Below are 12,136 nucleotides of genomic sequence, written 5' to 3' on the forward strand. Positions count from 1 at the left end.
AGATTATGATAAATTAAATTTCTACGATTAAAGGGAGGAATACTCGATAGAAGAGAAGAATGTCCCATGAGACAGAAGATGTATGTAATGATTACCCCTAAACCTTAGTGGGGTCTTGGTTTCCGAATAGAGACAGCAATTGATCAAACCAGATAATAAAACTACTTAGGTTTTCCATACAGAAAACCCTGTTGTGACAAAATCACAACAGGGTTTCTCATTAGTAAGGGCTTTTGTAAGAGCCTTTTCATCATTCTATTAAACTTCACGATCCCAGTGTCGATGAGCAGAAATTGCCTCAATGAATCGCTCAGCAAATCCCTTTCCATCATCATAAATAACACCTGGGCTATTTTCCATATTGTCTTTAAACAACATCTTCCCTTCATGTGTAGCACCTATTGGTTTGAAGTGTGAAAATGCCTCATCGATAAAGTAAGTCGCTTTCTTCTGGAAAGAAGTGGGCTGTTCACTACCACTAACTGCATATACAGCATCAAACAACACAGAATCAGCCGTTAGAAACGTATGATTAACTTCTAACTCTGTTCCATCATTCCCATTTACTTTGCCTAATTTATCACTTAATAACTCTGACTGAACGCCTTTTTCTTTCAAAGCATCTAAAATGGTTCTTACTTCATCTCCTTGGAAACCACTGGAAATGATCACTGCAACTTTACGAGTTTCCGGCTTTTTCTTCGTATTTTCCTGACTTAACGCAGGGGAAAATTTCGTAACTACACTATCTTCCCCTTGCGGAGAATTGGCTCCAATCGCCTCTGCAAATGCTGTAGACAATTCCTTGCTTACCTTGCCGAACATATCAACTACTTGTTGCTGTATAAATTCACTCTCCACTTTCCCAAGTTCAAAACTGAACGCATTAATGATGTGGTCTTTTTCCGGTTTACTCATGCTATTCCAGAATAAAGTAGCTTGAGAAAAGTGGTCTTTAAAACTATCACTTCGTGCACGCACTTTGTGACCTTCCACTTTTTCTTGATAATGTGTAAATCCACCTTCACTTTCACTTGCTGGCTCCGGTGTGTTTGCGGCAAGTGAATTTTTATGATAGCTAACAGGACCTTTGTTAATCGTTTGACGGCCGTATCCATCACGCTGGTTATTATGGAAAGGACAAACAGGGCGATTAATCGGCAACTCGTGAAAATTAGGACCACCAAGACGAATTAATTGCGTATCCGTATAAGAAAACAACCGTCCTTGTAGTAACGGATCATTGGAAAAATCAATACCTGGCACGACACTCCCTGGATGAAAGGCCACTTGTTCCGTTTCAGCAAATACATTATCAACATTACGATTGAGCGTCATTTTTCCAATTAGTTTTACCGGCACATCCTCTTCCGGCCAAAGCTTTGTAGGATCTAGGATATCAAAATCAAATTTAAATTCGTCTTCTTCCGAAAGGATCTGTACACCTAACTCATATTCTGGATATTCACCGTTTTCGATAGATTCCCATAAGTCTCGCCGATGAAAGTCTGGATCCTTTCCATTGATTTTTTGTGCCTCATCCCATACGACTGAATGCGTTCCAAGCACAGGTTTCCAATGGAACTTCACAAAATGAGCCTTCCCTTCCTCATTAACAAAACGGAAAGTATGAACACCAAATCCTTCCATCATTCGAAAACTTCTCGGTATCGCTCGGTCAGACATCGCCCACATCACCATATGAGCCGATTCCTGATTGTTTGCTATGAAATCCCAAAAAGTGTCATGTGCTGATGCTGCTTGAGGTATTTCGTTATGTGGTTCCGGCTTTAATGCATGTACCAGATCTGGAAATTTAATTGCATCTTGAATGAAAAATACCGGAATATTATTTCCTACTAAATCGTAGTTTCCTTCTTCTGTGTAAAATTTTGTAGAGAATCCTCTAGCATCCCTTGCCAACTCTCCAGATCCACGTGAACCTGCGACAGTCGAAAAACGGACAAAAACAGGTGTTATTTTGGAGGGATCTTGTAGAAATCCAGCTTTCGTGTACTTCTTCATTGACTCGTATACTTGAAATTCGCCGTGGGCTGCGAAACCGCGTGCATGAACAATGCGTTCAGGGATACGCTCATGATCAAAATGAGTCATTTTCTCACGGAAATGAAAATCTTCCATAAGCGTTGGCCCGCGTTCATCTGCTTTCAAGGAAAATTCATCTTCAGACACTTTTAAACCTTGATTGGTTGTTAGCTTTTTTCCTCGATCGTCTGTTGTAAACTTTTCCAACTGTTCCTTTTTGCTATTCCCGTCATTATTTTTATATTCCTCCGACATTAAAACCTTCCTTTCATAAAAACAATATATGTAATTATTACCCAGCTGAATTTGTGATTAAACAAACTCGTGTTAAATGGGGACGGTTCTCATGTATCATTGGAATGATATGGGAATTTACGATAAAAATCTTTTAAGAACAAAACGAGTACTGACGTTTTCAACTTTCTTCTGCTTAATCGTTATTTGTATAAAAAGTACCCAATGAATAAAATAGTCCATGCACTTTAACCTACTTTGGATACATATGATAACTTGACTGCTAAACTGAAGGAGGACAATCATGTACTCAAATCAACCATTTGATGTGCCGTATAATTATCATTTTTATCGGACGGCGTCGGATAGTCAACTATTGAATGATATCCAAAAAGCTATGAATGCTGAGTATAGTGCTGTTACTTGTTATGATAAATTAGCCAACCTTGCACCATCACCAGAGGAAAGGAGCACCATACTTGAAATACAAACAGATGATAAAAGACATCTTGAGGAATTCAGTAAAATTTATACAAATTTATCAGGGAGTCAGCCATCTTATCAAATGACTGAAGAATGCCCAGAAAAATATAGAGAAGGTATTGAATTTGCCTTTAAAGATGAACAAGAAGCAGTCGATTTTTATTTAGACATCTCGGATAAAGCACAGGATATGACCATTAAAGATAGATTTCGGCGTGCAGCATTAGATGAACAAAATCACGCTGTTTGGTTTTTATTTTTTTTAACAGAACATTCAAATGTAGCTAATCACCACCGACAAATGGAAAGTTATGGTGCTGAAGGAGCTTTAAGTGCTTCAACACTATCCTTACCTCAAATGTTGACGTATGCCCTTCAGGACGAATACTTGGCCCAAGCAAGATATAACAACATAATCGAAACATTTGGCAACATAAGAACGTTTGTACAAATTAGAGATGCAGAAATGAGACATATACGTGCATTATTACCACTTTTCGATCGTTATCAAGTACCATTACCAAATGATATTTCTCAATCCTTTGTTTCAACTCCAGAAAATATTAAGGCAGCCTATGCTGAAGGCGTTCAAGGAGAAATAGAAAACATAGCTATGTACGATCGATTTTTATCCGTAAGTATCCCTAATGATGTAAGAGTTGTCTTTACCCAACTACGAAATGCCTCTATAAACCATTTAGCAGCATTTGAAAGAGGGCTTGCTAGAAATTAATTTAATTCTCAGATTCTGGGGCGATTACGTCGTCCCTAATCGATATTAAGCCACCAGGACATAGTAGCGGACTCATCTAGTTGCGATTCAATTAGTGCTAACAAGATCTATGAATCTAATAAAACAATAATTAGAGAAAGAAAAAACTTAAACCTCCCCCTATTCCTAACTATTTTTTAGATATGTTGGTGTTTATTTTTTAAATTATCTCACCATTACAACGGATTTATGTTTTCAGTCCCTAATAGAAATGGTAGTAATACCACTACAGTACCTATAATTATTAAGATTGTTCCAAAAATTTTAGCAAACAAACCTTGGTGTTCACCAAAAACAGTCCATGAATTAAAATTTATTAGAAATAGTGCTTTTTTCTTAATTACCAAATAACCCATCCCTATGATAATAATTCCAATTACTATAGATAAAATAATTTCTAATTGCATTAAATCTCCACCTTTTATAACTTATTTTTCTATCTCTATTTGATTTACGAACAAAACACTTATAAGTTCCACTAATTCAATATTTTTACATATACAATGTCTGAAATGGGTGTGTGAAATGAGGACGGTTCTCACGCATCAATGTAACTAAATGGAAATAAAATATAGGAATCTTCTAAAGAGTGATCAGTCCATTCATTCTAAAAAAATATCAGGAATCGAATTATATCCCATAGGTGGAGTGGTGTTTTTTGTTAGTCATATATTCGGACTTTCAAAATAAATTATTAATACAATAATAAAAACACATAAGATTTTCACCGTGAAAAATCCAATGCGTTATGGAGTTCCGTGTCTTGTTTACTACTCTTAGAAAATAATGACGGTTCACATGCTCCAATATAATGGAAAGGAAATAAAAGTTAGAAATCATTCCCAGGTTGATCTGACCAAATATAAACTGGAATCGTGATTTACTCATTCTCCTTCTTCTAGAATAATGTTGATTGTTGGCTTGGCTGTCGCTAGAACCGGAAAGGATTCTAAAACAAGTTCCAAGTTCCTCATAAAATACGTTGACGATCAAATGATAATAAAGTCTGATATTATATAAACCCTCCATCTTGGTAAAATCCGAACGCTCCACCATCAAAACATGCAAACAAATATAGGCATCAATGAAACATAAGATGCCTAAACTAAATATGAAAATAGTGATGTTTCAAATTTTTGTAAAATCATTGGAGCTTATCCCATCCATTTATTTAATCATAATATTCGCGCGGTATTTCATATATTCACATATCAGCACATATTTCTGGAACTGTAAGATACAGTTCCAATGATTCTCCAGTTAATAACCTCCAATAAATGATTCTTTATGTTTATTTGCTAATTCATCACGGTCCAGCGCCCTCGGTGGTTCTTCTAGCCAGCCATACTTAATCATCATTTTAGTCCCATCATCAGCAAACTTTAAGATTTCACCTATCAGCCTACTGTACATGACTCCAATGTCTCTTCTTGGACTCGCTGATATACTGGCACCGTAATACCCAACACTAAGTGACGTTAAGAGTGTAACGTAAAATAACATTTTTTTGTCAGAAAATGTGTATGTCGTTGAATCTGTCACTTCAGCACCCCACGTCGCAGGACTTGGCAGATCATGTTCATTTAAATAATTTCCAAATATCTCACAATGCTTTTGTGCTATTTCTTTTCCTCTTAAAATATAGTCAGTGACATCACTCTTATTTGCAACTTGACTATACCCAATCATAGTGGCTGATCCTAGTGCATTTCGTTGGAAGTTGGCATATAAATTCGTAATTTCAGTTCCCAATAATGGTCTTTTATCCCCGAAGTACCCCGCAAGAAAACTTTTCTTTTTTACAAAATCAACGTTTTCAGGTGTTGGAAGATAGGGCGACTTACTATATAAACCCTTAGATAACATGACTTCATTCGTTTGTCTTATAATCTCATCTGATTCCCTTAAACAATTACTAAAAAAATGATAAACATCATCTCTTACTGCAAAAGGTAATGCTGTACTATATGCACACAGACCAGTTTTACCTAGAATATTTGTAGCAATTAAAGCATAGCTATCAGAAAATAACCTCGGAGCACGAACATCTACATCTTCATTCAACTTGAAGCCATATGGAACGGGATAATTTTCTTTTTTTAGTATGTCTGTTATTTTTTTAATATGCGATTTTGATATTTCTAAAGCATGTAGGATCAAAGGTTTTATTTCTTCATCCTCAGCATTGTGTAATTCGTGTTCTAAATGACAAATGGCACCAGTATCATTCATATACGTATTCCACAAATAGGTTAATTCAGCAGAAGTTAATCTCAATTTTCCAACCATTTCCGTTCTCTTCCTCCTCCAATAGAATTTAACTTAAGGATAACTTTTCCTAAATTCACACGATATATTCGTGCTTAATTGTAATGTTATACTTCGACAAAATAGCGTATAAATGTTAAAAAAGAGACGAACAAACAATTGAACATTTTAACCCAAAACTCCTTCACTCCATCAGTAATCAAGAACGAATTTTTTGATGAATATAAAGATTAAGAATCATGACTCTCATCCCATTATTACCTCAATTATATGCTGGTACACAAATGAACTCCCCCAAAGTTTCCTATTGAAGGAGTTCGCATTTATTCGTCAATTAATGAACCAATCTAGAGGCACAAGAATAATGCCTGGAAATAGTATTAACAAAATTAAAATCACAATATGTGCCAGTAGGAATGGCCAGACTCCTTTTACAATATCGACCATCCCAATTTTACCAACACCACACGCTACGTTTAGAACAGTTCCAACCGGAGGTGTAAGTAAACCAATACTATTAGCAAGGATAAAAATAACTCCGAAATACACAGGGTGAATCCCTGCTTCAGCCACAACCGGCATAAGCAATGGTGTTAAAATCAAAATCATTGGTGTCAAATCCATTACAGTCCCAATAACAATAACAATGATTACGATTAAAACAAGCAACAAAAGCTGTTGATTAATAAATGGACCAAGAAATTCCGTAATGACACGTGGGATATTTGCTACGGTAATCAACCAAGCGCAATACAATGCTGCAGCTGCAAGAAATAACACAATACTTGTCATCTTTGCTGCTACTAAAAATGCTGAAAATAGATGCTTCAGTTTCAATTCTCGATAGATAAAAAAACCTACGAAAAATGCATACGCAACAGCAATAACTGCAGCTTCTGTAGGTGTAAAAATTCCTCCGCGAAGCCCGACAACAATAATCATCGGGAGCACAAGGGCCCATACAGCGTGTCTAGAAGAAATAAGCATTTCTTTCAATGGTTTTTTTGGAAACTTTTCAACCGATGTATCCTTTCTCATAACCAACCACCAGGCAATAGTTAATCCAACAGCCATTAAAATACCTGGAATAATCCCAGCCATAAACAATTGCGAAATCGAAACACCACCTGTAACGCCAAATAAAATCATTGAGACGCTTGGAGGAATCATGGGAGCAATAATTCCACCAGCTGCGATTAAGCCTGCTGAACGGTTCCGATCATATCCAGCCTTTGCCATCATCGGAATAAGAATAGCACCAAGTGCAGCAACATCGGCAACTGCTGAACCTGATAACCCTGCAAATAATAGACAAGCAAGGATTGCCACATAACCAAGTCCACCTCTCACATGACCAAGAAGTGTCATGCTGAAATCAATAATTCTTTTTGAGAGACCGCCTCTATTCATCAATTCTCCTGCGAGAATGAAAAACGGTACAGCCATGAGGGGGAAATTATTGACTCCGTTTATTAAATTCTGTGATACAAGCTGTGTACTGAATAAATCCATATACATCATTAATGCAATCCCACTTATTAATAAAGAAAAAGCAATAGGTACCCCTAATAATATAAACAGCATTAATGTAACCAGAAAAATTAGAAGTGTCATATTATCCCCCACCTTTTACGTCTAATCATCATTCAAATCCCTCGCCATCACAGTCTCGACCTCTTCCTTCTTAATAAATAAACGATAGAGGTTGTATAGAATGATAATTCCCATACCGAGGCTTCCGACAATTCCAGCGGAATGAATAATCCACATTGGAATACCCGCTGCAGGAGAATAGGTTTCAATATTCGTCAATGCTGTTTTGATACTTCCATCAAAAATTAAATAAAGGACGAATAGCATGATAATGCAACTCACTGTATAGACAGCTTTTTTCATTCTAGGCTTAAACTTCTTAAATAGCACATCAACATTTAAATGTGCATTTTCCTTAAATGCTAGAACGGATCCAAGAAAAATTAGCCAGATCATCAAAAATCGAGATATCTCCCCTGACCAAGTAATTCCCGAATTGAAAACATACCTTAAAACAACATTGCCAAATACGAGAACAAACATCACTAAAACGATTATGGCAATCAAAACCTTAATGATGTTCTCAATAGAACTGAATATATTAATTACATACTTCATGTAATCATCTCCTAATTTAAGAAGGGAAGCATTATCATGGAAGGTAAATAACCACCATTTTGCTTCTATAAATTGGAGGAAGAAGGATTTCTCCTCCCTCCTCTCCTCATCGATGATATTTTTTCAATATTAAGATAATAATAGGTTGAAGTCTTTTATTCATTTAATTTTCAATGGCATTCAATACATCGTCAATAAGGTCTGGTCCGATCTCGTCACGGTACTGTTCATAAATTGGTGCAAGTGCATCAACAAATCCTTGTCGTGCTTCTGGTGTTAGTTCAGTCATCTGCATGTTTTCTGCCATCACTCTATGAGACTCTTCATTATCTTCTTTCGCCAACTCACGCTGGTAATCACGGGCTTCATCTGATGCTTCACGCAATGCCTGTTGCTCGTCCTCTGTCAGTTCATCCCAAAAACTACTACTAATGAGCATGACACTTGGGCTGTATATGTGTCCTGTATCTGTAAAGTACTCCTGCACATCGTAGAACTGGTTATAACGCATATTAGGATAAGTACCCTCCTGTCCATCTACAACACCTGACTCTAACGCAGAAAATAATTCTGTGAATGACATCGGTGTTGGGTTTGCCCCCAGTTGCTCCCAGGCATCAAGGTGTAACGGTACTTCCATCAAACGAATATCCAAGCCTTTAACATCTTCAACATTCTTCACTTCACGCACATTATTTGTAAGGTAGCGGAACCCATTATCCCAATAGCCAAGACCTACCATATCAATATCTGATAAATCTTCCAATAATTCTTCCCCTATGGGTCCATCCAATACCTCAAAAGCCGTTTCTTCATCTTCGAACAAGAACGGCAGATCAAATACGGCGAAACGCGGAGATAATGAGGAAATTGGACCTGTCGAAATATTCGTTGCTTCAATTGTTCCTGCTCTTAAGCCTTCTAACACTTCCATGTCACCGCCAAGGACACCGTCTGTGTAGTTTTCTACAACGATCGAGCCATTAGTTTTTTCTTCTACCAGTTCCCCAAAACGATCGGCACCTAGACTGATTGGTTGATCTGCTGCTGCAACACTTGCAAATTTAATAACTTTGGCGTCTTCTGAACGCTCCTCTGTCGCTTCCTCTGATTCATTATTGTTATCATTGTTGTTCGTTGAAGCAGAAGCATTTCCAGTTGACGATTCCGTATCTTCACCATATTCTCCACAGGCAACTAAAGCGACAACAACTGCAACAATCATGATTGAAAGAATCCATTTCTTTTTCAATTTAAACACCCCTTAGATTTAGTAGACTCGAAAAAATGCAAAACGAACAAACAACAATGACAACAAAAGATATAATTTATCATTTGTAAAAACGTTTTTACAAATGTAAAAAATAAAAACTAACCTAAATCATTTTCTCTTTCATAAAGATAGTCACATCCTCTGGATGAGGAAAAGAACTCGAAGTTCCTCTTTTCGTAACAGATAGTGCGGCAGAAGCTGATGCAGAATTTATAGCTTGATTGATGGAATATCCGCATAAAATAGCTGCTGCAAATACACCGTTAAAGCAATCTCCGGCACCTGAAGTATCCACCGGGTGTACGTTATAGGAAGGATAATGGACTGCTCCATGGTCATGAACATGCATGACACCTTCTGCTCCCATCGTAACAACGATATTGGAGACACCTTTTGCCAGTAAGCTTCGGGCTGCTTCTTCAATTAATGTATGATTGTCCAATGCTTCATACCCAGTAAGATTAGATAACTCAGTAATATTCGGAGTCAAATAATCAATTATCGGCATCAAATCCTGACGAATGGCAAAAGCTGGTGCAGGGTTTACCACTAATGTGGCTTTTGATTCCGAAACTAGTTGAATTACTTCTTCAATCGTTTCCATCGGAATCTCAAATTGAACAAGTATAAGATCTGCTTCCTGAATGACTTGTTTACTAGATCTAATGTTATCCGGTGTCAAAAAATAATTGGCTCCTGGTGAAACGACAATACTGTTTTCACCTGCATCGTCCACCAAAATTTGTGCAGTGCCAGTACCTACAGAATCATCTCTTTTCAAATAATCAATTTGTATACCAAGACTCGAAAAATGACGAACCACATCATCTCCAAATGAATCTTTGCCTACCTTTCCAATAAAATAAATCTCTGCGTCAATGAACGTGTTTTCCTTCAAAAAATAACTGGCTGCAATAACTTGATTTGCACCTTTCCCTCCTGGACTTGTGAAAAATCCGTTTCCAAGAACTGTTTCTCCAGGTTTCGGGAGATAAGCCATCGTGCTGATCATATCTAGATTGTAGCTCCCAATCACGAGTATCTTTTTTTGTTTTTTCACTGCTTCACTCATGATTTATTCTCCTGATAACCATTTAACGACATTCCCCCAAAACGTGTTGTAGTGTTTCCAGTTTATAAATTCAGGTGGACCCCAGTGAGGTGCTAAATCACTCGCAAAAGAAAATGTTCGACCTTTTCCAACTTCTTTAACAGCAATAAAGGCATATTTATTATGCTCTGCCAACACTTCAGCATCCTCATCCCCATACACCTTGTTATAGCCAAGAAAATGTGGCCACTCTTCATCAATACCTTTAAATATCGGATGATCAGAATTGTTGATCTGAACATGCAGTCCTTCCGGAGCTTCATATCGGTCATCGTAAGGCATCATCGTAACTGGAAGAATATCTTCCACTGATGTATCTTTATAGCGTGCCTTCGCGTCAATTCCTTGAAATGTTAAGTAACCTCCTATCATAGCAAAGCCCCCACCTTGCTCTACGTATTGTTTAATAAGATCAAGCCTGTTTACAGCCACTTCTGATTTCGCAAAAGTTTGATTGCTTAACAATAATGAGTTGCTCCCAATATCGCTCAGAAATACAGCATCATAGGCCTGTAATTCCTCCAGCTTTACTGGAAAATGGTCCGGAGTTAAATGTCCGGGAAGAAAATCCATCTCAATACCGGCTACTTTCATTGCTTCTGCAAACCATTGAATCCCCTCTTCATACTCAGTGTTCGTAAAAGAATCAAACCCTTTCGTATGAATGATGTGTTTTACCCATGACTCCCCACAAAAAAGAATTTTCATGATATACTTCCTCCTCTTCTATAACAAGTAGCGCATTATTTTGTCGAGCTGATATGTTTACTCTGATTTAAATTTTTTACTGATTCTCTGACTTTCAGATTAACGCTCAGATTTACTTTTTTAGGGTTAAGAGGCTTACTTGTATTGGCTTCTACCTGATCGATCAACATATCTGCTGCATTTGTTCCCATTTCATATGTTGGTCGGTCAATAACAGTGACGGATGGTCTGTTAAATTGTGCAAGGTCATGGTCGTCAAACCCAACAAGGGAAATGTCTTCTCCTATCTTTAAATCCAGATCGCGAATAGCTTTAATTGCCCCAATACAAATCAAATTGTTGCATGCAAGAATGGCAGAAGGGGGATGGTCAGACTGTAATAATTCCTTGGTCGACTGATAACCATTTTCCTCAAACCAATTCCCTGGCTTCACATACTTTTCATGAACATCGATGTTATGCATGCTCATCGCCTGTTTGAATCCCCAAAACCTTTCTCTTCCATCATTGAAATCCATGATGCCATTTATGATTGCTATATCTGTGTGACCATTCTCAATCAAATGCTCCGTCAATTGATAAGTGCCACCCATATTGTCAATCACAACCCCATCTTTTCCAGAATTTTCAATATAACGGTCAACTAAAATCGTTGGTTTTTCGATACTCTGGTAGAATTCGCTATTCTTATGTGAACCAACTAGAATAATCCCATCAACGTACTTGTTAAGTATGCCATCATAGTAGTCCTTCTCCTCCTTTTCGTTATCATTCGTCAATAGAATTAATGTAACGTATCCACGACTCTTGGCGATTTCTTCGGTTCCTTTAACAACAGCGGCATAGAAGGGATTTAGAATTTCCGGAACAACGACAGCAATTATTTTTGTTTTCTTTTTGACCATGGAAACGGCCAAGTTATTAGGGACGTAATTCAGTTCTTTCACTTTTTCTAGAACTTGACGCCTAGTTTCCGGGTTCACACGGTCTTTTCCATTCAATACTCTGGAAACGGTCGAAACGGAAACCCCGGCAATTCGTGCAACATCTTTAATTGTCATTTCCATTTGCCTCACACCCATTTACTTGT

General features: G+C 37.4%; 10 protein-coding genes. 1 reads left to right on the forward strand and 9 read right to left on the reverse strand.

The features are described from left to right. Positions 1-258: 258 nt before the first annotated feature. Complete coding sequence (locus tag QDN89_RS19005; protein WP_280771753.1) at positions 259-2,301, reverse strand: catalase; 2,043 nt, start codon at positions 2,299-2,301, stop codon at positions 259-261. 283 nt (positions 2,302-2,584) lie between these two features. Here QDN89_RS19005 and QDN89_RS19010 point away from each other — a divergent pair, with 283 nt between their 5' ends. Then, positions 2,585-3,496, forward strand: a complete 912-nt coding sequence (locus QDN89_RS19010; RefSeq protein WP_280771754.1) for a ferritin family protein — start codon at positions 2,585-2,587, stop codon at positions 3,494-3,496. Between the two features lie 215 nt (positions 3,497-3,711). On the opposite strand, the gene QDN89_RS19015 is transcribed toward QDN89_RS19010, so the two are convergent. The 8 genes from QDN89_RS19015 to QDN89_RS19050 form a co-directional block, all read right to left on the reverse strand. After that, positions 3,712-3,942, reverse strand: a complete 231-nt coding sequence (locus QDN89_RS19015; RefSeq protein ID WP_280771755.1) for a hypothetical protein — start codon at positions 3,940-3,942, stop codon at positions 3,712-3,714. Between the two features lie 853 nt (positions 3,943-4,795). Next, positions 4,796-5,824, reverse strand: coding sequence for a DUF3231 family protein (locus QDN89_RS19020; RefSeq protein ID WP_280771756.1), 1,029 nt, complete (start codon positions 5,822-5,824; stop codon positions 4,796-4,798). Positions 5,825-6,133: 309 nt separating this feature from the next. Beyond that, the gene (locus QDN89_RS19025) at positions 6,134-7,417 is read right to left on the reverse strand and encodes a TRAP transporter large permease (protein WP_280771757.1); all 1,284 of its coding nucleotides are present in this window, start codon (positions 7,415-7,417) and stop codon (positions 6,134-6,136) included. Between the two features lie 21 nt (positions 7,418-7,438). Further along, positions 7,439-7,954: a TRAP transporter small permease gene (locus QDN89_RS19030; protein WP_280771758.1), complete on the reverse strand. Its 516-nt coding sequence runs from the start codon at positions 7,952-7,954 to the stop codon at positions 7,439-7,441. Positions 7,955-8,117: 163 nt separating this feature from the next. Then, positions 8,118-9,206, reverse strand: a complete 1,089-nt coding sequence (locus QDN89_RS19035) for a DctP family TRAP transporter solute-binding subunit (RefSeq protein WP_280771759.1) — start codon at positions 9,204-9,206, stop codon at positions 8,118-8,120. A gap of 124 nt (positions 9,207-9,330) precedes the next feature. Continuing rightward, positions 9,331-10,299, reverse strand: coding sequence for a ribokinase (rbsK, locus tag QDN89_RS19040; RefSeq protein ID WP_280771760.1), 969 nt, complete (start codon positions 10,297-10,299; stop codon positions 9,331-9,333). 3 nt (positions 10,300-10,302) lie between these two features. Next, entirely contained in the window at positions 10,303-11,046 is a 744-nt protein-coding gene (locus QDN89_RS19045; protein ID WP_280771761.1) for a glutamine amidotransferase, read from the reverse strand. 35 nt (positions 11,047-11,081) lie between these two features. Continuing rightward, the gene (locus QDN89_RS19050; RefSeq protein WP_280771762.1) at positions 11,082-12,113 is read right to left on the reverse strand and encodes a LacI family DNA-binding transcriptional regulator; all 1,032 of its coding nucleotides are present in this window, start codon (positions 12,111-12,113) and stop codon (positions 11,082-11,084) included. Positions 12,114-12,136: the final 23 nt, after the last annotated feature.

Source organism: Salipaludibacillus daqingensis (assembly GCF_029891575.1).
Taxonomy (GTDB): domain Bacteria; phylum Bacillota; class Bacilli; order Bacillales; family Salisediminibacteriaceae; genus Salipaludibacillus; species Salipaludibacillus daqingensis.

Bases quoted from the DNA above. Each gene is read 5' to 3' on its own strand.
- QDN89_RS19005 (WP_280771753.1), bottom strand. From the start codon at position 2,301: ATGTCGGAGGAATATAAAAATAATGACGGGAATAGCAAAAAGGAACAG.
- QDN89_RS19010 (WP_280771754.1), top strand. From the start codon at position 2,585: ATGTACTCAAATCAACCATTTGATGTGCCGTATAATTATCATTTTTAT.
- QDN89_RS19015 (WP_280771755.1), bottom strand. From the start codon at position 3,942: ATGCAATTAGAAATTATTTTATCTATAGTAATTGGAATTATTATCATA.
- QDN89_RS19020 (WP_280771756.1), bottom strand. From the start codon at position 5,824: ATGGTTGGAAAATTGAGATTAACTTCTGCTGAATTAACCTATTTGTGG.
- QDN89_RS19025 (WP_280771757.1), bottom strand. From the start codon at position 7,417: ATGACACTTCTAATTTTTCTGGTTACATTAATGCTGTTTATATTATTA.
- QDN89_RS19030 (WP_280771758.1), bottom strand. From the start codon at position 7,954: ATGAAGTATGTAATTAATATATTCAGTTCTATTGAGAACATCATTAAG.
- rbsK (WP_280771760.1), bottom strand. From the start codon at position 10,299: ATGAGTGAAGCAGTGAAAAAACAAAAAAAGATACTCGTGATTGGGAGC.
- QDN89_RS19045 (WP_280771761.1), bottom strand. From the start codon at position 11,046: ATGAAAATTCTTTTTTGTGGGGAGTCATGGGTAAAACACATCATTCAT.
- QDN89_RS19050 (WP_280771762.1), bottom strand. From the start codon at position 12,113: ATGGAAATGACAATTAAAGATGTTGCACGAATTGCCGGGGTTTCCGTT.